20 protein-coding genes are annotated in these 22,314 nt (G+C 57.5%); 1 reads left to right on the top strand and 19 read right to left on the bottom strand.

The genetic code is table 11. From position 1 onward, the window contains the following. Positions 1-35 precede the first annotated feature (35 nt). Positions 36-1,334, top strand: coding sequence for an MFS transporter (locus OQV00_RS24100; protein ID WP_266279543.1), 1,299 nt, complete (start codon positions 36-38; stop codon positions 1,332-1,334). Between the two features lie 81 nt (positions 1,335-1,415). On the opposite strand, the gene rlmB is transcribed toward OQV00_RS24100, so the two are convergent. The 19 genes from rlmB to nnr form a co-directional block, all read right to left on the bottom strand. Next, a complete protein-coding gene (gene rlmB, locus OQV00_RS24105) occupies positions 1,416-2,147 on the bottom strand; it encodes a 23S rRNA (guanosine(2251)-2'-O)-methyltransferase RlmB (RefSeq protein WP_004857074.1) in 732 nt (243 codons plus the stop codon). Between the two features lie 133 nt (positions 2,148-2,280). Beyond that, positions 2,281-3,057, bottom strand: a complete 777-nt coding sequence (locus OQV00_RS24110) for an ABC transporter ATP-binding protein (RefSeq protein WP_004857070.1) — start codon at positions 3,055-3,057, stop codon at positions 2,281-2,283. Further along, positions 3,057-3,827, bottom strand: coding sequence for an ABC transporter permease (locus tag OQV00_RS24115; protein ID WP_004857068.1), 771 nt, complete (start codon positions 3,825-3,827; stop codon positions 3,057-3,059). Before OQV00_RS24115 ends, OQV00_RS24110 begins: the two co-directional genes overlap by 1 nt. Continuing rightward, positions 3,824-4,831: a taurine ABC transporter substrate-binding protein gene (locus OQV00_RS24120; RefSeq protein WP_077266794.1), complete on the bottom strand. Its 1,008-nt coding sequence runs from the start codon at positions 4,829-4,831 to the stop codon at positions 3,824-3,826. Before OQV00_RS24120 ends, OQV00_RS24115 begins: the two co-directional genes overlap by 4 nt. A 74-nt stretch (positions 4,832-4,905) precedes the next feature. Continuing rightward, positions 4,906-5,613, bottom strand: a complete 708-nt coding sequence (cuyB, locus tag OQV00_RS24125; RefSeq protein ID WP_266279545.1) for a cysteate racemase — start codon at positions 5,611-5,613, stop codon at positions 4,906-4,908. Continuing rightward, a complete protein-coding gene (cuyA, locus tag OQV00_RS24130) occupies positions 5,606-6,622 on the bottom strand; it encodes a D-cysteate sulfo-lyase (protein WP_004857057.1) in 1,017 nt (338 codons plus the stop codon). Before cuyA ends, cuyB begins: the two co-directional genes overlap by 8 nt. 321 nt (positions 6,623-6,943) lie before the next feature. Beyond that, entirely contained in the window at positions 6,944-9,400 is a 2,457-nt protein-coding gene (gene rnr / locus OQV00_RS24135) for a ribonuclease R (protein ID WP_004857054.1), read from the bottom strand. A 38-nt stretch (positions 9,401-9,438) separates the two neighbouring features. Further along, positions 9,439-9,864 carry a nitric oxide-sensing transcriptional repressor NsrR gene (gene nsrR / locus OQV00_RS24140; RefSeq protein ID WP_004857051.1) on the bottom strand — a complete coding sequence of 142 codons (426 nt, stop codon included), beginning with the start codon at positions 9,862-9,864 and terminating at the stop codon, positions 9,439-9,441. Between the two features lie 227 nt (positions 9,865-10,091). Continuing rightward, the gene (locus OQV00_RS24145) at positions 10,092-11,390 is read right to left on the bottom strand and encodes an adenylosuccinate synthase (protein WP_004857049.1); all 1,299 of its coding nucleotides are present in this window, start codon (positions 11,388-11,390) and stop codon (positions 10,092-10,094) included. A 102-nt stretch (positions 11,391-11,492) separates the two neighbouring features. Continuing rightward, a complete protein-coding gene (locus tag OQV00_RS24150) occupies positions 11,493-11,690 on the bottom strand; it encodes a DUF2065 domain-containing protein (RefSeq protein WP_004857046.1) in 198 nt (65 codons plus the stop codon). Between the two features lie 218 nt (positions 11,691-11,908). Continuing rightward, positions 11,909-12,913, bottom strand: a complete 1,005-nt coding sequence (gene hflC, locus OQV00_RS24155) for a protease modulator HflC (RefSeq protein ID WP_004857043.1) — start codon at positions 12,911-12,913, stop codon at positions 11,909-11,911. A 2-nt stretch (positions 12,914-12,915) separates the two neighbouring features. Continuing rightward, the gene (hflK, locus tag OQV00_RS24160) at positions 12,916-14,172 is read right to left on the bottom strand and encodes an FtsH protease activity modulator HflK (RefSeq protein ID WP_004857040.1); all 1,257 of its coding nucleotides are present in this window, start codon (positions 14,170-14,172) and stop codon (positions 12,916-12,918) included. A gap of 65 nt (positions 14,173-14,237) precedes the next feature. Beyond that, the gene (gene hflX / locus OQV00_RS24165) at positions 14,238-15,518 is read right to left on the bottom strand and encodes a ribosome rescue GTPase HflX (RefSeq protein WP_004857038.1); all 1,281 of its coding nucleotides are present in this window, start codon (positions 15,516-15,518) and stop codon (positions 14,238-14,240) included. Between the two features lie 254 nt (positions 15,519-15,772). After that, positions 15,773-16,081, bottom strand: a complete 309-nt coding sequence (gene hfq, locus OQV00_RS24170; protein ID WP_004857035.1) for an RNA chaperone Hfq — start codon at positions 16,079-16,081, stop codon at positions 15,773-15,775. 92 nt (positions 16,082-16,173) lie between these two features. Then, a complete protein-coding gene (miaA, locus tag OQV00_RS24175) occupies positions 16,174-17,124 on the bottom strand; it encodes a tRNA (adenosine(37)-N6)-dimethylallyltransferase MiaA (RefSeq protein ID WP_075808948.1) in 951 nt (316 codons plus the stop codon). Beyond that, positions 17,117-18,982: a DNA mismatch repair endonuclease MutL gene (gene mutL, locus OQV00_RS24180; RefSeq protein ID WP_015585327.1), complete on the bottom strand. Its 1,866-nt coding sequence runs from the start codon at positions 18,980-18,982 to the stop codon at positions 17,117-17,119. Before mutL ends, miaA begins: the two co-directional genes overlap by 8 nt. 10 nt (positions 18,983-18,992) lie before the next feature. Further along, a complete protein-coding gene (gene amiB / locus OQV00_RS24185) occupies positions 18,993-20,327 on the bottom strand; it encodes an N-acetylmuramoyl-L-alanine amidase AmiB (protein WP_004857023.1) in 1,335 nt (444 codons plus the stop codon). Positions 20,328-20,338: 11 nt separating this feature from the next. Further along, positions 20,339-20,797 (bottom strand): tRNA (adenosine(37)-N6)-threonylcarbamoyltransferase complex ATPase subunit type 1 TsaE, encoded by a 459-nt coding sequence (gene tsaE / locus OQV00_RS24190; RefSeq protein WP_004857020.1) that lies wholly within the window; start codon positions 20,795-20,797, stop codon positions 20,339-20,341. After that, a complete protein-coding gene (nnr, locus tag OQV00_RS24195; protein ID WP_266279548.1) occupies positions 20,766-22,301 on the bottom strand; it encodes a bifunctional ADP-dependent NAD(P)H-hydrate dehydratase/NAD(P)H-hydrate epimerase in 1,536 nt (511 codons plus the stop codon). The genes tsaE and nnr overlap by 32 nt, the downstream gene beginning before the upstream one ends. Between the last annotated feature and the right edge of the window lie 13 nt (positions 22,302-22,314).

Here is a 22,314-nt window from a genome sequence, read left to right on the forward strand (position 1 = left end):
CATTTGTAACTTTTTTGCTCATATCAGGATGATTTATGCAGACCGTAACAACCACAATGGGCGCGCATAAACGCGCGCTGATCGCCGGCTCTATCGGCAACTTTATTGAATGGTACGAGTTCGCGGTATATGGCTTCCTGGCGACGGTTATCGCCCGCAACTTCTTTCAGCTTGCAGGGGAAGCGCCGCTGACCGGCCTGATTCTGACCTACGCGTCGTTCGCGATCGCTTTCTTCTTCCGCCCGTTAGGCGCCATTATTTTTGGTCGGATCGGCGATCGTATTGGCCGTAAGCCCACGCTGATTATCGTGCTGGTAATGATGACCCTGGCGACGACAGCCATTGGCCTGGCGCCGGTTTATGCCAGTATCGGGATTGCAGCACCGCTGATTCTGACGGGACTGCGCATTCTTCAGGGCCTGTTTGCCGGCGGTGAGTATGGCGGCGCGGTATCGCTGATGACCGAGTTCGCCCCACGCGGCAAACGCGGGCTGTATGGCGCCTGGCAATCCTTTACCGTGGCATTAGGGCTGCTGGCGGGGGCGGGCATCGTGGCGTTGATTTCAGTCGTTCTGAGCCCGGAGGAGCTGTACGCCTGGGGCTGGCGCCTGCCCTTCTTCCTCGCCATACCGATGGGTGGCGTGGCGCTCTGGCTACGGGTGAAGATGGAAGAGACGCCGGGCTTTCTCCGTCAGCAGAAGCAGCAACAACAGTATCCGCAGCCCACGGCGAACGTCGGCCAGACGCTGAAGGCCATTCTGACCGGCATTGGCCGCCTGATGGTCTGGTCCGCTGCGGGGTACACCTATCTGGTGATTATGCCCGCCTATCTGCAATCCTCGCTGCATACCGGTTTTAATCAGGCATTGCTGATTGCGGTGATCTCCAATATTGGTTTCGCCATGACGATTCTGCCCGCCGGGATACTTAGCGATAAATGGGGACGCCGCAACGTGATGGTGGTTGCCGCCGTGCTGCTGCTCATTCTGGCGCTCCCGCTGCTGAAAATTCTGCAGGCGGAATCCAGCACGCTGCTGGTAAAAGCGCTGGTCGTGTTGGTGGCCGGGGGATTAGTCGGCATGCTGGCGGGCCCAGGACCCGCGATGCTGTCAGAGATGTTCCCGACCAAAGTACGTTACACCGGGCTTGGGCTGGCGTATTCACTGTCGAACGCGATTTTCTCGGGATGCGCAGGGCTGATTATCACCGGTCTGATTAAGCAGACGGGGAACCTCGATATTCCGGCTTATTACGTGATGGCAACGGCGGTGGTGAGTATTTTCGCGCTGATGACGCTGAAGAAAAACGACCATTTGCGGTCGCTGGATGAGTGACAAAATTGCCCGGCGGCGCAAGCTTGCCGGGCCTACGGTTCTGGAGGCCGGGTAAGGCGCAGTCGCCACCCGGCAAACATATCAGCTACGCTGGCGCACCGCTTCAAACAGGCAAATCCCGGTCGCGACAGAAACGTTCAATGAAGAGACGCTGCCCGCCATCGGGATACTGATTAACTCATCGCAATGTTCACGGGTCAGACGACGCATCCCTTCCCCTTCCGCCCCCATGACCAGCGCCATCGGGCCGGTCATTTTGCTCTGGAACAGGGTATGGTCCGCTTCACCCGCGGTGCCGACGATCCAGACATTCTCTTCCTGCAGCAGGCGCATGGTGCGCGCGAGGTTGGTGACGCGGATCAGCGGGACATTTTCCGCCGCGCCGCAGGCCACTTTTTTCGCGGTCGCGTTCAGCTGGGCGGAACGGTCGCGCGGTACAATCACCGCGTGTACTCCGGCGGCATCGGCGCTACGCAGGCAGGCGCCGAGGTTGTGCGGATCGGTGACGCCATCGAGGATCAGCAGGAACGGCTGCTCAAGCGAGGCAAGCAGGTCCGGGAGATCGTTCTCCTGATACTGACGTCCCGGCTTCACCCGGGCAATAATCCCCTGATGCACGGCACCTTCGCTTTTCTCGTCAAGAAACTGACGGTTAGCCACCTGAATCACCACGCCCTGCGCTTCCAGCGCATGGATCAGCGGCAGCAGGCGTTTATCCTCGCGGCCTTTCAGAATATAAACTTCCTGAAAACGCTCTGGAGCGCGCTCGAGCAGGGCCTGCACCGCGTGGATGCCGTAAATCATTTCACTCATTAAAGGTACTCATCTGGGGCGGTATGCGCCGGGTTAATTGGGCCGTGAACCACTTCACTTGCGCCTATTATAACCGACATAGCGTTCAAATCGACTCTTGTCCGATTAAACTGCCCGCCGCCGGGCGTCGCGTTTAACCTAAATGCCGTTTTGCCTCCTGGCGCACCCGGTGCAAAACGTGATGCTTAATCTCGCTGTAGCGCGGGTGTTCCGCCAGGGTTTCGATATCCCGTTCGCGGTCGAAGGGCAGGATAATCTCTTCGACAATTTTTCCCGGTTTCGCTGACATAATCAGAATGCGGTCGGCGAGAAACAGCGCCTCTTCGACATCGTGCGTCACGAACAGCAGCGTGGTGCCGGTCGAAAGCCAGGCCTCACGCAGCAGCTCCTGCATCATCAGCCGGGTTTGCGCATCCAGCGCGCCGAATGGCTCATCCAGCAGCAGCACCTCCGGGCCGGGTAGCCAGGCGCGCGCCAGCGCCACGCGCTGTTTCATGCCGCCGGAGAGCTGCCAGGGGGCATGATGCTCAAACCCTTTCAGGCCCACGCGCCCCAGCCAGTCCAGCGCCCGCGCGTTGACCTCCTGTTTGCGGTATTTGCCTAGCCGCGGGCCAAAGGTGACGTTATCCAGCACCGACAGCCACGGGAACAGATTCGGCTGCTGGAAAATCATGCCGCGATCCGGCCCCGGCGCGCGTACCGGTTTGCCGCCCGCCGCCACACGCCCCCGGTCCGGTTGGGTAAACCCGGCCACCAGGTTGAGAATGGTAGATTTCCCGCAGCCCGAAGGGCCGAGCAGAACGACAAACTCCCCTTTATTCAGCGACAGGCTGATATCCTCAAGCACCGTGAACGGCTGCGGCCTGGCCGCAAAAGAGAGCGAGACATTTTCCAGCGTGATGGCGCTCATTATTCTTTCCCCGCCCAGGGCACAAACAGGCGCTGTAGCCCCAGCAACAATAAATCCAGCAGATAGCCAATGCCGCCCAGCAGCAGAATGCCAAGCATGACGATGTCGGTACGCAGATAGGAGCTGGCGTTAATCACCATCCAGCCCAGGCCCGAACTGGCCGCCACCATCTCCGCCGCGATCAGCGAGGTCCAGCCGATACCAATTGACAGCCTGACGGTGGTGAAGAGATCGGGGAGCGCATCCGGCAATACCACCCGCAGGAAAATTTGCTTACGCGAAGCGCCGAGGGTTTGCGCCACGCGAATGCGCGAGCGGCCAATCCGCTCGACGGCGGCAGAGGCTCCGACCACCACGCTTAAAAAGGTGGCGATAAATATCAGGAAGAATTTAGAGGCTTCGCCGATCCCCAGCCAGACCACGGCCAGCGGGATCAGGGCGATTTTAGGCAATGGACGCAGGAACTGCACAAACGGGTTTAACACGGCGGCGAGGCCATCCGACAGCCCCATCAGCAGCCCCAGCGGAATGCCGATGATAATTGCGACCGCAAAGGCGCTGAGGGCGCGCGCGAGGCTCACCGCGATATGCTCCCACAGCGGCACCTGACGATAGCCATCCGCCAGCAGCTCTTCGGTGGTGAGGCCGATATCCGTCAGGGAAGGCAGCAGCAGCGGGTCGACCCACTGCCGCGTCGCCGCCACCTGCCAGACGATAAAAAAAACCGCCACCGAGACGATGCTGATAGCGATATGTTGGCTCAATCTCATTGCGCGGCTACCGCCGCTTCGCGGATATAGCGTGAATCAATCGCAGCATCCCAGTTCGCCGGAATATCGCGTTTGCGGATTTCACCAATCCCCGCGAGGAAGCCGGAGGTTTTACTCAGCGCTTTGCCGATCCCGCTATCGGAGGTTTGCGTCCCGTTACCCAGCCATGCCGCCGTCCCTTGTTGGCTCAGCGTGGGGTATTCCAGGCCGCCAAGCGTATTCGCCGCGGTGGTCACCGGGGCACCAACTTCTTTCGCCACGATAGCCGCTGCGCGCTCCGGGTCTTGCTTAAATTCGTCAACCTTTTGCTGGTGAACGCGCAGGAAGGCGGTCACCACCTGGGGATATTGCTCGGCAAAGGCTTTACGCACCACGTAGTTGTTGTAAATCAGGTAGCCATCTTTTTGCAGATCTTTGGTGGCGAAGACCTGGTGTCCGCCGGAGGACTCCAGCTCCTGGGCAAACGGCGCCCAGACGTAGCCGGCATCGATATCGCCGCGCTTCCAGGCCGCGACCATATCGGCCGGACGCAGCGGCAGCAGGGTGATCTTACTGCGATCCAGTTTGTTGACCTCGATAGCGGCTTCCAGGGCGTACTGCGCCGTCGAGTTCGGTGGATAGGCCACGCGCTTGCCTTCGATATCTTTAAGGCTGCTGATGCCCTGTTTGCCAATCAGCCGCTCATAGCTGGCAATGACGCCGGAGACGCCAATAATCTCCACCGGCAGTTTTCTGACAATCCCCGCCGCTGCCGGGCTGGATCCAAAATTAGCAATATCGATCGCATTGCTGGCGAAATAATTTAACGCATCGGCGCCAGAGGCAAACTGCACCCACTTCACTTTACTGTTTAACGCTTTATCCAGAGAGCCGTCGGCCTTCGCCAACATTAATACCTGAGAGCCACCGCTATAAGCCACCCGGACTTCGGCCGGGGTATCGGCAAAGCTGACATTGACCCATAAACTACCCGCTGCAAGGAATAAGCAGAGAATTTTTTTCATTATATTTACCCTTCGAAAGTTCGGAAATTTCACGCCCGGATAAAGAACCGGACTCAATCATATTCAGTGAGATTTTAACGGGCTTGCCATAATTGCGAACATCGCTCGGCCAGCGCCTGGGCCGGATCGAACGTCAGGTCATTAAACGGCGCCTTCACCGCCGCAAGCGCGACGGGAACCTCGGTGCAGGCCAGAATCAGCTTTTGCGCGCCGCGTGTGAACAGCGCGTTGGCCTGGCGCACCAGCAGCTCGCCCCCCTCTTCCAGCGCACCGCGTTTGACCGCGTAACAGCCGGGGACAAACCAACGGGCCAGCTCCTGCTCCGTCGGTTCAACCACCTCCACCCCCTGCGCCGCTAGCTGGCGCTGATACCAGCCCGCCTCCAGCGTGCCTTGCGTGGCGATAATCCCCACCCGCTGGGGTTTGTCCGCCTGCTGCGCCAGCGTGGCTATTGCCGCATCAACGATGTGCAGAATCGGGGCATCGCTCACCTGACTGAGGGCGTCATACCAGTGATGCGCCGTATTACAAGGGATGGCGATATGGCTGGCCCCGGCCTGATTGAGTTTTTCAATACCATGGATAAGCTGCGGCAGTGGCGACGGCCCGCTTCCCGCCAGCGCCTTTTGCCGGTCCGCGATCTGCGGGACGTTCCACACCACCGAAGGGATCTGCTGCCGATCGTTCTGCGCCGGCGTGGCGTCCAGCAGGCGCCGCTGAAAGTCCAGGGTGGCGAGCGGCCCCATCCCTCCCAGCACACCAAGCAGAAACGGTTTAGTCATGGCGGGTCTGCGCCTCTAACAGCTGGCGGTAGCCGAACAGTCCGGCAGAGCCGCCGGTATGGATAAAGACCACGTTCTCATCCTGACGAAAGTGGCCCTGACGAATCAGATCGATAAGCCCGGCCATCCCTTTCGCGGAGTAGACCGGATCCAGCAGAATGCCCTCGTGGCGTGCCAGCAGCGTCAGCGCTTCCAGCGTTCCCGCGGTGGGCAGACCGTAGCCCTCGCCGACATAATCGCTATTGGCTACCACGGCGCTGCGCGGTAGCTCGCCCGCCACGCCCAGCAGGTTGAGCGTTCTCACCGCCAGATGCCAGACGTTCTCTTCCTGCTTCGCCTTCGGCGCACGCACGCTGATGCCCAGCACCGGAACGTGGCTGTTGGTCGCCGTAAAGCCCGCCACCAGCCCTGCCTGAGTACCGGTGCTGCCCGTGGCGTGAACCACGTGATCGATGCGCAGGCGTAGCTGAGATGACTGATACAACAGCTCTTCGGCGCAGGCGACATACCCCAGCGCGCCGATAGGGTTAGAGCCGCCGCCGGGGATGATATACGGTGTGTGTCCTTGTTCACGCAGCGTGGCGGCATACTCCTCCATCGCCTGCTGCATATCGCTGCCGCCCGGCAGATGAGCAACGATCTCCCCACCCAGCAGCTCATCCAGCAACACATTGCCGGAGCGTTGATAATCCTCGCCAAAATCCGTCACCCGCTGTTCCAGCAGCGCTTTAGCCTGCAGGCCAAGACGCGCCGCGCCGGCAATGGTCTGACGGACATGGTTAGACTGCGTGGCTCCCTGGGTAATCACCACGTCCGCGTTTTTCGCCAGCGCATCCGCCAGTAAAAATTCCAGCTTGCGGGTTTTATTTCCCCCGCTCGCCAGGCCGGTCGCATCATCGCGCTTTATCCATATTTTTGGCCCGCCTAATAATTTCGACAAATTATCCAGCGGCTCAAGCGGAGTCGGGAAATGACCAAGTGACACACGGGGAAAACGGGCCAGATGCATATAGATTCCTTGCACATAAAAAGGGGGTGATGCGAAAGTAAAATCCACTATACACAGTGAGAAAATATGGCTAATCAAAAAGAATAAATAACGATTGCTGAAAACAGACTAAGCAGGAAACAGGCGGGGAAAGGAACAATATCTATTCTGTTGTGGAATGACTTACGGCAAAAAAGAATAACCCCCTCCGGCTGGAAGGGGTTATATACCCGTTATACTTCGGGCTGTCAGGACGCTGGCGCCAGGCATTTCCCCGGCCACATTGTTATCGATGTGGCCGGAGCTTCCCGGCAACCCAAATGATTGAGGGGCCGGAGGCGCTTACTCAGCGACTTTTTTCTTCGCCGCGCGCTTCGCCTTCGTCGCCGCCGCTATTTTTTGCGTCTTGGCCGACGGTTTTTTCGCGCCCTTCTCTTTCTTCGCTTTCGCTGGTTTCGGTTTGCCCTTATCACCACGGAACGCGCTGTCTGGCTCGAAGTTCACCTGTTTGCCGGCCTGACGGCGACGGCCGGACGGTTTGCCGGCATTATTGCTGGCGCCGTTAGCCTTCTTCGTCTTCTCCCGGGCGGTCTTGCCGACGTTACGCGGTCCACGCTCGCTGGAGATCAGCGAGAAGTCGATTTTACGTTCGTCCATGTTGACCGCTTCCACGCGGACTTCCACGCGATCGCCCAGACGATAAGTCTGGCCGCCCGACTCACCGATCAGACGTTGCCCGACCTGGTCGAAACGATAGTAGTCGTTATCCAGCGAGGAGACGTGCACCAGACCATCGATAAACAGTTCATCGAGACGCACGAAGAAACCAAAGCCGGTCACGCTGGCAATCACACCTTTAAAGACGTTACCCACCTGATCCAGCATAAAGTCACACTTCAGCCAGTCGGAGACTTCGCGGGTAGCTTCGTCGGCACGACGTTCGGTCATCGAACAGTGTGCCCCCAGCTGCAGCATTTCATCCATGCTGTAGTGCCAGCCGCCGGTTTCGGTACTGTTGCCTTTATGGCCCTGCTCTTTCGCCAGCAGGTACTTAATCGCACGGTGCAGCGACAGGTCCGGATAACGACGAATCGGCGAAGTGAAGTGCGCGTAAGATTGCAGCGCCAGACCAAAGTGGCCGCGGTTTTCCGGGTCGTATATCGCCTGCTTCATCGAACGCAGCAGCATCGTTTGCAGCATTTCATGATCCGGACGATCGGCAATCGAGATCAGCAGCTCAGCGTAATCACGCGGCTCTGGTTTATTGCCGCCAGGCAGCTCCAGCCCCAGCTCCGCCAGTACGGAACGGAATGCGGTAATCGCTTCGGTGCTCGGCTTATCGTGGATACGGAACAGCGCCGGCTCCAGCGCCTTCTCAACGAAGCGTGCGGCGGAGATGTTCGCCAGAATCATGCACTCTTCGATCAGTTTGTGCGCATCGTTACGCTGCGTCTGCTCAATGCGCTCAATACGACGTTCAGCGTTAAAGATAAACTTCGCTTCTTCGCTCTCAAAGGAGATCCCGCCGCGTTCTTCACGGGCGCTATCCAGCACTTTATAAAGCGCATGCAGCTCTTCAATATGCTTCACCAGCGGCGCATAGTGCTCACGCAGCTCCTGGTCACCCTGCAGCATATGCCACACTTTGGTGTAGGTCAGACGCGCGTGTGAGCTCATCACCGCTTCATAGAACTTGTAGCCGGTCAGACGTCCCTTGGACGAAATGGTCATCTCGCAGACCATGCACAGGCGATCGACCTGCGGGTTCAGGGAACATAAGCCGTTGGAGAGGACTTCCGGCAGCATCGGTACGACCTGAGACGGGAAGTAGACCGAAGTACCGCGGCTGCGTGCTTCAGCGTCCAGCGGCGTACCAGGACGGACATAGTAGCTGACGTCGGCAATCGCCACCCACAGACGCCAGCCGCCGCCGCGTTTTTTCTCGCAGTAAACGGCGTCATCAAAGTCGCGGGCATCTTCACCATCGATAGTCACCAGCGGCAGGTCGCGCAAATCCACGCGGCCCGCTTTCGCCTCTTCCGGCACCTGCTCTTTCAGCACCGAAACCTGTTTCTCTACCGCCGGCGGCCAGGTGTAAGGGATTTCATGGGTGCGCAGCGCCATGTCAACCGCCATGCCGGTGCCCATATTGTCACCCAGCACTTCGACGATTTTACCGATCGCTTTAGTACGTCGGGTCGGGCGTTGGGTCAGCTCCACGACCACTACGAAGCCCATTCGCGCGCCCATCACCTCTTCCGGTGGGATCAGGATGTCAAAGCTCAGACGGCTGTCGTCCGGTACGACAAAGCCCACGCCGGCATCGGTGAAATAGCGGCCGACAATCTGGCTGGTTTTAGGCACCAGAATGCGCACGACGCGCGCTTCGCGGCGGCCTTTACGGTCCGCGCCCAGCGGCTGCGCGAGGATCTGATCGCCATGGATGCACATTTTCATCTGCTCGGAAGAGAGATAAAGGTCATCTTTACGCCCTTCGACGCGCAGGAAGCCATAGCCGTCGCGGTGGCCGATAACGGTGCCTTTGAGCAGGTCGAGACGCTCCGGCAATGCGTAGCACTGGCGGCGGGTAAAGACCAGCTGCCCGTCACGCTCCATGGCGCGCAGGCGGCGTCGCAGCCCCTCGAGTTGTTCTTCTCCTTCGATATTCAGTTCTGTCGCCAGCTCGTCGCGACTGGCCGGTTTTTCACGTTTTGCTAAATGATCGAGGATAAATTCCCGGCTTGGGATTGGATTCGCATACTTTTCAGCTTCGCGTTCCTGGAAAGGATCTTGTGACATGTCGGTTCCTCCGTTGTCATCTCTGATGAGAGTTTATGTCACTCCACCAGTAATAATTTATAAAGCGGTTGATTTTCTTCAACCAAATCAGCCAGCGTGTAGTTATCTAGTTCCTTGAGAAAACTTTGCGCCGCTTCAGCCAGCGCCTTTTTCAGGCGACAGGCGGGTGTAATATGGCAAAATTCGCTGCTGCAGTTGACCAGCGACAGCGGTTCCAGATCGCGGACGACATCGCCAACCCGAATGGTTTTCGCCGGCTTACCCAGGCGAATCCCCCCGTTCTTACCCCGCACGGCCATGACATAGCCAGCACGACTTAACTGATTGATTATTTTTACCATATGATTACGGGAAACGCCGTAAACCTCCGTCACTTCGGAGATACTGGTCATTCTTCCATCCGGCAACGAGGCCATATAAATCAGCGCCCGTAATCCGTAATCAGTGAAACTCGTTAACTGCACATCAACCTCAGGGTAAGGGGGAAAGCGGCATACACTCATCATTCAGGTCACTGCTGCGTTGTGCGATCGGACGCATCCTGAAAGCTTGTGTGTATTAATCCTCGGGTAAGACCGTATTGATACTGTATTGATGATAAACCAGCCAGCGCTCAGGCCGCTAATTTATTTGAAATGGGGCGGGTGAACAGCAAAAACAAGGGGCGCCTTAGCGGCGCCCCAGGAGATGATTATGCGTCAAACGGATCGCGCAGAATCATCGTCTCAGAACGGTCGGGACCGGTAGAGATGATATCAACCGGCACGCCGGTCAGCTCTTCAATGCGCGCGATATAGTTCAGCGCTGCCTGCGGCAGACCGCTGCGCGTTTTCACGCCGAAGGTGGTTTCAGACCAGCCCGGCATGGTTTCATAAATCGGCTCAATGCCTTCCCAGTTGTCAGCAGCCAGCGGAGTGGTCGTCACTTCGCGGCCGTCCGGCAGACGGTAGGCAACGCAGAGTTTCACTTCTTTCAGGCCGTCCAGAACATCCAGCTTAGTCAGGCAGAAGCCAGACAGGGAGTTGATCTGCACCGCGCGACGGATCGCAACGATATCCAGCCAGCCGGTACGACGACGACGGCCGGTAGTGGCGCCGAACTCGTTACCCTGCTTGCACAGGAACTCGCCGATATCATCAAACAGTTCAGTCGGGAACGGACCTGCACCGACGCGAGTCGAGTAGGCTTTGATGATCCCCAGAACGTAATCCACGTAACGCGGCCCCAAACCGGAACCGGTCGCCACGCCACCCGCGGTGGTGTTAGACGAGGTCACGTACGGATAGGTACCGTGGTCGATATCCAGCAGCGTCCCCTGCGCGCCTTCGAACATCACGAAGTCGCCGCGCTTACGCGCCTGGTCCAGCAGATCGGAAACATCAACAACCATCGCCGTCAGAATGTCGGCAATCGCCATGACATCATCCAGCACTTTCTGATAGTCAACCGCTTCTGCTTTATAGAAGTTCACCAGCTGGAAGTTGTGATATTCCATCACTTCTTTCAGTTTGACAGCGAAGGTTGCTTTATCAAACAGGTCACCAACGCGCAGACCGCGGCGTGCGACTTTATCTTCGTAAGCAGGGCCGATGCCGCGACCGGTGGTACCGATAGCTTTCGCACCACGTGCTTTTTCACGCGCAACGTCCAGCGCGACATGATAATCGAGGATAAGCGGACAGGCTTCGGACAGCAGCAGACGCTCACGAACAGGGATACCACGGTCTTCCAGACCTTTCATCTCTTTCATCAGCGCAGCCGGAGACAGCACAACACCGTTACCGATGATGCTGGTGACATTCTCGCGAAGAATACCTGATGGAATAAGATGGAGGACGGTTTTTTCACCGTTGATTACGAGAGTATGGCCTGCGTTGTGACCACCCTGGTAGCGCACAACATATTTAGCCCGTTCAGTCAGGAGATCGACGATCTTCCCTTTACCTTCGTCACCCCATTGGGTGCCCAGTACGACGACGTTGTTACCCATTTTTCAAAATCACCGTTTGCTTAAAAATGGATTCTACCATCGCTTTTTCAGAGTTACAGCACTTTTTGCAGGCAATTCCAGGCAAGTCTGACCACTTTTTGATCAAGTCATCGATTTCGTCAACATGTAGTAGATGACAAACCCGGCAACCACAAGACCACCGCCAAAACGGCGTAATAAATTATCCGGCAGCTGGCTCATTGTCGCGACCATCCGACGCCAGGCGCGCGGATAAAGCAGCGGCCCGAGCCCTTCGAGTACTAAAACCAGCGCCAGTGCCAGCCAGATTGTTGCGTTCATTATTGACCCTTAGAAAGAAAGCGTCCCCACCCACAAGAGGCATCGACGGGAGAGCAATGCGGAAACAGACCTTTTGCGGCATTGTCCGGTATTTCACGTTCATTATGAACTGGTATCGTACAAAAAAGCCCATAACTTATTGTGTTACAAGTTATTTATAAACCCGCACCTATAAAAAAGGCGCCTTTCTCAAGGCGCCTTTTTACTCACAATATAACTTACTTGCGAACCGAATCCGGCGATTTCATATAGCGGAAGAAATCGCTGTCCGGGCTGAGAACCATCACGTCCTGATTGCTCTGGAAGCTATTCTCATAGGCGCGCAGACTACGGATAAAGGCATAGAAGCCCGGATCCTGGCTAAACGCATCGGCAAACAGCTTCGCGGCATCCGCATCACCTTCACCACGCATGATTCGGCCCTGACGTTCCGCTTCAGCCAGCGTCTTGGTGACTTCATAGTCCGCCGTTGCGCGCAGCTTCTCAGCCTCTTCCTGGCCCTGTGAACGATGGCGACGGGCAACCGCTTCACGCTCGGCGCGCATACGGTTGTAAATCGCTTCGGACACTTCAGCCGGCAGGTTGATCTGCTTGATGCGTACGTCGACAACTTCAATACCCAGCGCCGCCATACTGTTCGGGTTAATAACCGGCACCTTTCCGTTGGTTTCTGCCGATACGCGCTCCGCCGCTTTAGCGATAGCATCGTCGGCCGCCGGCGTACTGACTTCGTCTTCTGTGCCCGCTGAACCGGAGTTCAACGCATCACGCACTTCCAGCGTCAGACGACCGCGGGAATCGGTCACGATATCCTTCACGTCCAGGCGACCAATTTCAGAACGCAGACGGTCAGAGAACTTACGCTTCAGCAGTACTTCGGCCTGGGAGACGTCGCCGCCGCCGGTTGCCAGGTAGTAGCGGCTGAAGTCGCTGATACGCCATTTGATGTAGGAGTCAACGATCAGGTCTTTCTTCTCTTTGGTGACAAAGCGATCGGCCTGGTTGTCCATGGTCTGAATGCGCGCATCCAGCGTTTTCACTGATTCAATAAACGGGAGCTTGAAGTGCAGACCCGGAGAATAGACCAGCGGTTTGTTTTCACTATCGCGGAGAACTTTACCAAAGCGCAGCGTAATCCCACGCTCGCCTTCTTTGACGACAAAGATCGACATGTAAAGCACTACCAGCACGATGACAATTATCGCAATAACAGATTTACGCATCGTTATTCCCCCTGACGCTGGTAGTCGTTACGCTGCGCGTTAGCGCGGCGTTGGTCCATAATGTTGCCGTCCGTGGTGGTCGGCGTGGTGCTGGCACTGCTTGAGCTGGATGCAGGCGGCAGACGCAGCAGATCGCTCGCGCCACTGCTACCGCTCTTTGCCGCCGGGGCTCCGGCGCCTTTCAGCATCTGGTCCAGAGGCAGAACCATCAGATTGCCACCCTTATCGTTCACCAGCACTTTACGGGTATGGCTCAGCACTTTTTCCATGCTTTCGATATACAGACGTTCACGGGTGATTTCCGGTGCAGCTTTATACTCAGGCAGAATCTTCGCAAAGCGCGCAACTTCACCCTGCGCTTCAAGAACGGTCTGAGTTTTGTACGCACGCGCCTCTTCAAGGATACGCTGCGCCTGACCATTGGCTCGCGGCTGAACTTCGTTGGTATAAGCTTCGGCTTCACGGATGTATTGCTGCTCGTTCTCACGCGCCGCAATTGCATCATCAAATGCCGCCTTCACTTCTTCCGGCGGACGCGCCGTCTGGAAGTTGACGTCCAGCAGGGTGATCCCCATGTTGTACGGACGAATCGTCTCTTCCAGCTCACGCTGGGTATCGCTACGAATAACGGTACGACCTTCGGTCAAAATGCGGTCCATCGTGTACTTGCCGATCACGCCGCGCAGGGCGCTGTCAGTGGCCTGACGCAGGCTATCGTCCGCGCTGGCCACGCTAAACAGGTAGCGCTCAGGATCGGTCACACGATACTGGACGTTCATCTCAACGCGCACGACGTTTTCATCGGACGTCAGCATGACGCCAGAAGCCGCCAGTTCACGTACCGACTCAACGTTAACGGCCTGAACGTTATCGATAAAGGTTGGCTTCCAGTTAAGACCAGGCTCAACCAGATGGCTGAATTTACCAAAGCGAGTGACCACACCACGTTCAGCTTCCTTGATGGTATAGAAACCGCTGGCAGCCCAGATAATAACCGCGGCAGCCGCCACGATGCCGACAATGCGTCCGCCCATCGGGCCGCGTGGTCCCTGAGAGCTGCTACCGCTCCCCTGGCCCCCTTTGCCGCCACCGAGACCGCCAAGTTTTTTACTTAACTTGCGGAAGATATCATCCAGATCGGGCGGCCCCTGCTCGCGACCACCTTTATTGCCATTTCCCCCGGAGTTGCCGCCTTGGTTATTGCTGCTCCCCCACGGGTCGCGGTCCTGTCCGTTATTACCGGGCTGATTCCACGCCATGTATATGCTCCATATTTGTTTTTGATATCCCCACAGGGGTTAATATCTTCAGGCAAGCTGCAAGGTCAAATCACGTAATCAACCAGCGCTGGCTCTTGTTTACAGAGGCGACGCCAGTCAACGATCGGCATGCGCACCTGCAGACCCACGCTGCCGTCATCCTCCAGCCACTCTTTTTCTATCGCCTGAAGCTGATAGAACCGACTTCTCAGTCGCCCTTCCTGTGGCGGTAGACGCAACGTGTGCTGCGCTACTTCACCGGAAAGCCGTTCCGTCAAAGCCTGAAAAAGCAGTGGTACGCCAACCCCGGTCTGGGCGGAGAGCCAGACCCGAATCGGTTTATTCTCTTCATCTCTATCGATACGCGGTTCAAAATCATCCAGCATGTCGATTTTGTTCATCACCAGCAGCATCGGGATCTCATCGGCCTCAATTTCCGCGAGGACCGTATTGACTGCATCAATGTTTTCCTGCACCCGAACATCGGCTGCATCAATCACGTGCAGCAGCAGCGTCGCCTGACGCGTCTCCTGCAAAGTGGCTTTAAACGCCGCGACCAGGTCGTGCGGCAGATGGCGAATAAAGCCCACGGTATCCGCAAGCACGGTCTCGCCGACATCGGTAACATCAATGCGGCGCAGCGTCGGATCCAGCGTCGCGAACAGCTGGTTCGCAGCGTAGACCTCGGCTTCCGTTATCTGGTTAAACAGCGTTGATTTTCCGGCGTTGGTGTACCCCACCAGCGAGACGGTTGGAATATCGGCTTTGGCCCGTGACCGCCGTCCTTGCTCACGCTGTTTTGACACTTTCTCCAGTCGCGACAGGATCTGCATTATCCGATTGCGCAGGAGTCGACGGTCAGTTTCGAGCTGGGTTTCACCCGGGCCGCGCAAACCAATCCCGCCTTTCTGTCTTTCAAGGTGGGTCCAGCCGCGAACCAGGCGCGTGGCCATATGGCGCAGCTGTGCCAGCTCAACCTGCAGTTTCCCTTCATGGGTACGCGCGCGCTGGGCAAAAATATCTAAGATAAGACCTGTGCGATCGATAACCCGGCATTCGCATAAGCGTTCCAGATTTCGTTCCTGAGCCGGGCTCAGGGCATGATCGAACAGCACGACTGACGCGCCGGTCGCTTTTACGGCTTCCGCAATTTCGACAGCCTTACCTTCACCAACAAAATATTTTGGGTGCGGTGCTTTACGGCTACCGGTAATCACCTGCATTGCTTCGACACCGGCAGAGGAGACCAGGGATTCAAACTCCTGAAGGTCTTCCATATCTTTGTCTTGCGAAAAATAGATGTGTACCAGCACCGCCTGCTCACCGGCATCATAACGGTCAAACAAGCGTAAACCCCTTATAAAATACCAGCGGGGAACACAGTTACCCGTTGTCTTTCAGGCCGCATGGACGTTGGCTTTCTTGCCCGACTCTGGCCGGGCCGCCACACGCGTCGTTCAAATCTGCCCCTGGCAAATTTGTTATTCACCCCAGTCATCTACTTACGCAAATGGCTGGGGAGTCACTACGCGCCGCCTTTCTACAACCTGAAACGCATCGAATAAACCTGGCTCCCCGGCATGGAAAAACAGCATCAACCTTATTCGGTGTCTTCGCTGTCTTGCTGCGGCGCAGATGAACCCTGCGCGCTACCACCGTGGTGATAGTTGCTTGTACCGCCGCCAGCATTATTGCTGTGGTGAGACACCGGGCGAGACGGGACAACAGTAGAAATTGCGTGCTTGTAGACCATCTGGCTGACCGTGTTTTTCAACAGGATCACGAACTGATCGAAAGACTCAATTTGCCCTTGCAGCTTAATACCATTCACCAAATAAATAGAAACCGGAACGCGTTCCCGACGCAAAGCGTTCAGGAACGGATCTTGTAAAGATTGCCCCTTAGCCATTCTCTCTTTTCCTTATATGTATGCTTGTTTTGTACTCAGAACCTTACGATTCTTAAAAAAAATTACGCACGATACCGTTTAATTGTACACGTTCAGTCCTGGCTCGCACCAACTACCTGTAATACTTTGTTGAGCGCCTGTTCAGGATGTTCACTATCTAACCAGTGAATATCTTCCCAGCCACGTAACCAGGTCATCTGACGTTTCGCTAACTGTCTCGTGGCGCAAACACCTCGATAAACCATTTCATCATACGGGATCTCGCCATCAAGATATGACCACATCTGGCGGTATCCGACACAACGAATGGAAGGCATATCCGTATGCAAATCTCCGCGGGCAAAAAGCGCCCGTACTTCTGCTTCAAAACCCGAAGCTAACATCTGATGAAAACGCTGCTCTATGCGTTGATGGAGCAGTTCACGGCTCGCCGGGGCGATGGCGAACTGATGCACCTGGTACGGCAGAGCGTCTCCTGACGTTTGCGTCAGTTCCGTTAAAGTTTTACCCGAAATGAAAAAAACTTCCAGTGCCCGGGAAAGTCTTTGCGGATCATTTGGATGAATACGCGCGGCGGCAACGGGATCGATCTCCTGTAGCTGCCGGTGCAACGCGTGCCACCCCTGCTCTACTGCCTGCTGCTCAATTTTAGCCCTGACCTGTGGATCCGCCGACGGTAACGGCGACAATCCTTCCAGCAACGCTTTGAAATACAACATTGTTCCGCCAACCAGTAGCGGAATACGCCCGGCTGCGACGATCTCCGCCATTTCAGCCAGCGCATCGCGGCGAAAATCCGCCGCGGAATAAGCCTCTGCCGGATCGCGAATATCCAGCAGCCGATGCGGCGCAGCGCTCAGCTCCGCGGCATCTGGCTTGGCAGTGCCAATGTCCATTCCTCGATAGATAAGGGCGGAATCAACACTAATCAACTCTACCGGTAAAATTTTACGCAAAGCAATCGCTAAGGCGGTTTTACCGGAGGCCGTCGGGCCCATTAAAAATATTGCCTTAGGCAGGCTCGCCGTGGTGGTATCACTCATCTTTCAGGGCAGTCATCGCCGAATGTAAATCAACAGGTTGTAACAGACCACCCGGCGGCGCTTTTACCAGCTGCGGGCACAAACGTTCAACGTCGGCCAGCACGGTAATCGCCTGCGCCATATTCCACTGCGCATGTTCGCTCGCCAGATTACGCGCAATCCACTGCGCGATGTTGCCGACGTCGAATGCCTTTTGCTGCGCCAGGTAGCCTATCAGTTCAGGAATCAAGATTTGTAAATTTTGTTGTCTTAAGGGTAAAGGCACGGCGCGAACCGTCAAATGTTGCGCGTCAGACTGCAGATCGATACCCAGTAACGCCAGCGCCGACTGCGCTTTATCCAGCGCCGCTTTCTCCGCGGCGGACGCTTTCAGCCGCAGCGGGATCAGCAGCGGCTGAGCGCACACCGGCTCAACCTCCGGCGTCAGCTGCGCCTGCCGTAGCCAGCGTTCAGCAACCGGCAACGACAGCAGCGCCAGCTTGCCGTCTCGCTCCAGCAGGGCGCAATCACCAGCCACGATAGTCAGTACGCGGCCAAAGCTTTGGCTGTGCCCGGAGAGGCCGTCCGCTGCAGGCGCCGGCGCGCTGCTTTTGCGTTCCACCGCCGGTGTTTCCAGCAGCTGGCGATAGAGCGCCCCCTGCTGTTTCTGATAGCCGGGCTGCGCATGCGGCCAGCTGGCTGCGCCCGCAGCCGCGGCTCCCGGCGACGGGCGCGGCGCCTCGCTGCTATAGCGTGGTGCGGCGGGCTCACGAGCCGCCGCCGGCTGGGCAAAGTGGTTGCCGCCCGCCGCCACCCGGTTTTCCGGGACCGTCGGGCGCACCGGCTCAGCTTCGTGTTCTTCTGCCAGCGGGGCGTTAAGCTGCTGCTGGAGCACGCTCAATACGCCCTGATAGATAAAATCATGCACCAGACGCGACTGGTGGAAACGGACTTCATGCTTCGCCGGGTGGACGTTAACATCCACCTGGTGCGGATCGATCTCCAGGTAAAGCACAAATGCCGGCTGCTGGTCGGCCCCCAGCTTATCTTCGCAGGCCTGACGAATCGCATGATTGATTAAACGATCGCGCATCATGCGGCCATTGACGTAGCAATACTGAATTTCCGCCAGCGTCGGGTTGGTATGTAAAGGATCGGCCACCCAGCCGCGCAGAGTCAGATCGCCATGCTGCCACTCGATCGCCAGGGCATGTTCGAGAAACGGCATGCCGCAGATCGCGCCCAGCCGCCGTTCGCGCTGGCCGCCCTCAGGCACCGCACGATACTGGCGCACCGCTTTGCCGTTATGGCTGAGGTTAATGGTGACGTCAAAACGCGCCAGCGCAATGCGTCTGACAATTTCATCGATGTGACCAAACTCGGTCTTTTCGGTGCGCATAAACTTGCGTCGCGCCGGGGTATTGTAAAACAGATCCAGCACTTCCAGCGTGGTACCAACCGGATGCGCCGCCGGTTTGACGGTCACCTCCTGATCGCGCCCCTCGGCGTAGGCCTGCCAGGCCTCCTGCTGCTCCGCTGTGCGGGAAGTCAGCGTCAGTCGGGCAACCGAGCTGATGCTGGCCAGCGCCTCGCCGCGAAAACCGAGGCTGATAATCGCTTCCAGGTCATCGAGCGTGGCAATTTTACTGGTGGCATGACGCGCCAGCGCCAGCGCCAGCTCGTCCTTTTTGATCCCGCAGCCGTTATCGCGAATGCGGATAAGCTTTGCGCCACCGCGCTCAATATCAATATCAATGCGCGTCGCGCCAGCGTCGAGACTGTTTTCGACCAGCTCCTTCACCACCGACGCCGGACGTTCCACCACCTCACCTGCGGCAATCTGGTTGGCGAGCTGCGGCGGTAGAACCTGAATCGGCATGACTGACTCCTTAATTGATCAACGTCCTGCCAGGCGAAGTGGCGCTGGCGGTTTGGGCTGTCTCTCCGCGCGGTGCCGACTGAAGCGGATGTTGCATAAAGTAGTTACGCAGGCCGTTATAAATGGCTTCGGCAATCTGCTGCTGATAATTGTCGCTGCCCAACAGGCGCTCTTCCCCGGTGTTGCTGATAAAACCGGTTTCCACCAGGATCGACGGGATATCCGGCGAGCGCAATACGCCAAGGCTGGCATGCTCAGGACGGCGTTTATGCAGATCGCCTACCCGCTGCAGCTGGCTTAATACGTTGGTTGCCACATCATAGCCAACGCGCTGGGAATGGCCGAACTGTAAATCCAGTACCGCCTGGCTGAGGTAGGGATCGGACTGGCTGTTCGCCAGCACATCGCCCGCCCCGCCAAGCAGTTCAGACTGCTTCTCATGCTGCTCGAGCCAGCCGGCCATCTCGCTGTTCGCGCGACGGTTGGAGAGCACCCATACCGACGCGCCGGTAGCATCGCGATTCGGTGCCGCATCGGCATGAATGGATACCAGGAAGTTAGCGTTCTGCTTACGCGCCACGTCCGAACGCCCCATCACCGAAATAAAGTAATCCCCATCGCGGGTCAATACGGGCTTAAAGAGTGGATCGGCATTTAACAGCGCGCGCAGTTTGCGGGCAATAGCAATCGTGACATTCTTCTCTTTGGTGCCGTTCGGTCCAATCGCACCGGGATCCTGCCCACCGTGACCGGCATCAATAGCGATAATCACCTTATCATCCGACGCCACCGCACGGCTCACCGGGCGCGTCACGCTCTGGCTGCTGGTCATCGCCGTTTGTCGCTCGCTGCCCGACGATTTGAACGGATTCCGTGCGGGCTCAGCCGGGCGTACAGGCTGCAGCGGGGCTTCGACCCGTTTAGCTACTACCGGCGGAGGCGGAGGTGGCGGAGGCGGCGCATCGGCATTAATCGTGAAAACCACGGTGTAGTTTGAGCCATTCTGCTGCTTCACCGCGCGGGTTTTACCATCTTCCGTCAGGTCCACCAGCAGGCGCAGAGTCTGAGTATCCTGCGGTGTTCCCGCCCGAATGCTTTTCACCAGGTTGTTGCCGCTAAACTGCAGCGGTAGCCCCTGAAGCACACCGCTCTGCTTAATATCCAGCGCCACGGTACGCTTGCCCTGTGGACTGAACGAATATTCTGGATCGCCGATAAAGCTAATCGTAATACGGGCCTGCTGATCTCCATTTGCGACCTGGATATCGGATAAACTTGCCGCAGTGGCCTGAATGCTAAACAGCATCAGCGTCGCGGCCAGCCAACTGGTTATGCGATAGATCATCCCGTTATCCTTCAGGCTAAACGCGTCAATATAGACTCACCCAATGCAGAGACCGCCGTTACGCGCGCCTCACGCCCTTGTGCCTGATAGGCAAGATGGATTTCGACATCCGGCTCAGGCAATACACCCGCACCTTGTTGGGGCCACTCCACCAGGCAGATGGCATCGTTAGCAAAATAATCACGGATCCCCATAAATTCGAGTTCTTCAGGGTCCGCCAGACGATACAGGTCAAAGTGGTACACCATCAGATTGTCGAGCGTGTAGGGCTCCACCAGCGTATAGGTCGGGCTTTTGACATTCCCGCGATGGCCGAGCGCGTGTAAAAAGCCGCGGCTGAAGGTCGTTTTCCCCGCCCCTAAATCGCCATACAGATAGATAACCGTCGCGCCAGTACAGGCCTGCGCAATACGGTCACCAAGGTCTAAAGTTGCCTGCTCATCGGCTAAAGGAATCACTCGGTTCATCATGGTTCAGGTCAATCACATCCGGGTTAACAACACGCCTGAGCGTGGAAAAGAGATCGGTCGCCAGCATCCCGCGGCTGCCATAGCGGGCAGCCAGTCGGTCAGCGGCTTCGCCATGCGCCACGCAGCCGGCGCAGGCAGCATCATACGGCGTCAGCCGTTGTCCTGACAGTGCGGCGATAATACCGGTCAGTACATCGCCCATTCCGCCGCTGGCCATACCGGCGTTGCCGGCATGGATAATAGCCATCTCGCCTGCTTCGCTGGCCACCACCGTGCCCGCGCCTTTCAGCACCACCACGCCTCCGTAACGTTTTACCAGACGTTGCGCAGAAAGTAAGCGATCGCTTTCAATTTCTGCCACGTTACAGTTCAGCATACGGGCGGCTTCACCGGGGTGCGGCGTCAACACACGATTGTGACGTTTATCGGGATTGATTGCCAGCAGGTTCAACGCATCCGCATCCCATACCATCGGCTTGCGGCAATCCCACACCTGGCGCAGGGCCTGGGCTCCCCATTCGTTTTGCCCAAGGCCGGGGCCAATCGCCACCACATCGGCCCATTGCAGGCTGTCATCAATACTTTGCGTGGTCAGCTCGTGGACCATTAATTCAGGCCTGGCGGCGACGACAGGGGCAATGTTTTCTTTGTGAGTGAGCACTCGCACCAAACCCGCCCCCGCCCGTAACGCCGCTTCACCGGCCATGCGGATAGCGCCAGCGGTACCGCGATCGCCACCGATAATCACCAGCTTCCCGTGATCGCCTTTATGCGACGTCGGACGTCTTGGCGGGAGCCAGTCGGCCAGCTGTGACGCATCGAATCGCCGCAGCGGCACCGTCTGCGCAGCCAACCAGCTTTCGAGTCCCAGCGCGTGGTAGTGCAGACGGCCAACCACATCCCGGGCTTTGCCCGTCAGCAGCCCGGGCTTGAGGCCAATAAAGGTGATCGTGCAGGCCGCATCTATCACCGCCCCGGGGGTGGTCCCGGTTTGCGCATTGAGTCCCGAGGGGATATCCAGCGCCACAACCGGCGCAGGATGCGCATTCGCTCGCTGGATTAAGGTCGCGATGTTCTCCCGCGGAGCGCTATGCAGCCCGGTGCCAAGAAGCCCGTCGATAATGAGAGAAATATCCTGTGGCCAGGGAATATCTGCGGCGTGGATGGTTCCACCGGCGTTCAGCCACGCATCACGGGCGGCGCTGGCTTCTTCCGGCAGCGGTTTCTCGCTCTCGAGGGCCAGCAGCGTGACCGCGATGCCGTCGGCCTGCGCCAGGCGCGCCACCACGTAGCCATCACCACCGTTATTGCCATGACCACAGAGGATCAGCCAGTGCTTGCTGGCAGGGTAGTCGGCTCGCGCCCGCTGAAAAGCCGCTTCCCCGGCCCGCATCATCAGCTCAAACAGCGTCAGCCCCAGACTGTCCGCCGCCGCTTTTTCCGCGCGCCGCAGCGCATCTGCAGGCCAGATGAAGTGTGGTATACTCACAGGGTTTTTCGTCATCGTATGGTCCATC

The organism is Klebsiella sp. DY2415, from assembly GCF_026314315.1.
Classification (GTDB): domain Bacteria; phylum Pseudomonadota; class Gammaproteobacteria; order Enterobacterales; family Enterobacteriaceae; genus Klebsiella; species Klebsiella ornithinolytica.

What these genes read in the sequence shown, in the direction of transcription:
- OQV00_RS24115 (WP_004857068.1), bottom strand. Translation starts at nt 3,827, where the DNA reads ATGAGATTGAGCCAACATATCGCTATCAGCATCGTCTCGGTGGCGGTT.
- OQV00_RS24120 (WP_077266794.1), bottom strand. Translation starts at nt 4,831, where the DNA reads ATGAAAAAAATTCTCTGCTTATTCCTTGCAGCGGGTAGTTTATGGGTC.
- mutL (WP_015585327.1), bottom strand. Translation starts at nt 18,982, where the DNA reads ATGCCGATTCAGGTTCTACCGCCGCAGCTCGCCAACCAGATTGCCGCA.
- OQV00_RS24150 (WP_004857046.1), bottom strand. Translation starts at nt 11,690, where the DNA reads ATGAACGCAACAATCTGGCTGGCACTGGCGCTGGTTTTAGTACTCGAA.
- hfq (WP_004857035.1), bottom strand. Translation starts at nt 16,081, where the DNA reads ATGGCTAAGGGGCAATCTTTACAAGATCCGTTCCTGAACGCTTTGCGT.
- hflC (WP_004857043.1), bottom strand. Translation starts at nt 12,913, where the DNA reads ATGCGTAAATCTGTTATTGCGATAATTGTCATCGTGCTGGTAGTGCTT.
- tsaE (WP_004857020.1), bottom strand. Translation starts at nt 20,797, where the DNA reads ATGATGAACCGAGTGATTCCTTTAGCCGATGAGCAGGCAACTTTAGAC.
- amiB (WP_004857023.1), bottom strand. Translation starts at nt 20,327, where the DNA reads ATGATCTATCGCATAACCAGTTGGCTGGCCGCGACGCTGATGCTGTTT.
- cuyB (WP_266279545.1), bottom strand. Translation starts at nt 5,613, where the DNA reads ATGACTAAACCGTTTCTGCTTGGTGTGCTGGGAGGGATGGGGCCGCTC.
- OQV00_RS24145 (WP_004857049.1), bottom strand. Translation starts at nt 11,390, where the DNA reads ATGGGTAACAACGTCGTCGTACTGGGCACCCAATGGGGTGACGAAGGT.
- nnr (WP_266279548.1), bottom strand. Translation starts at nt 22,301, where the DNA reads ATGACGAAAAACCCTGTGAGTATACCACACTTCATCTGGCCTGCAGAT.
- hflK (WP_004857040.1), bottom strand. Translation starts at nt 14,172, where the DNA reads ATGGCGTGGAATCAGCCCGGTAATAACGGACAGGACCGCGACCCGTGG.
- OQV00_RS24100 (WP_266279543.1), top strand. Translation starts at nt 36, where the DNA reads ATGCAGACCGTAACAACCACAATGGGCGCGCATAAACGCGCGCTGATC.
- OQV00_RS24110 (WP_004857070.1), bottom strand. Translation starts at nt 3,057, where the DNA reads ATGAGCGCCATCACGCTGGAAAATGTCTCGCTCTCTTTTGCGGCCAGG.
- miaA (WP_075808948.1), bottom strand. Translation starts at nt 17,124, where the DNA reads ATGAGTGATACCACCACGGCGAGCCTGCCTAAGGCAATATTTTTAATG.
- rlmB (WP_004857074.1), bottom strand. Translation starts at nt 2,147, where the DNA reads ATGAGTGAAATGATTTACGGCATCCACGCGGTGCAGGCCCTGCTCGAG.
- cuyA (WP_004857057.1), bottom strand. Translation starts at nt 6,622, where the DNA reads ATGCATCTGGCCCGTTTTCCCCGTGTGTCACTTGGTCATTTCCCGACT.
- rnr (WP_004857054.1), bottom strand. Translation starts at nt 9,400, where the DNA reads ATGTCACAAGATCCTTTCCAGGAACGCGAAGCTGAAAAGTATGCGAAT.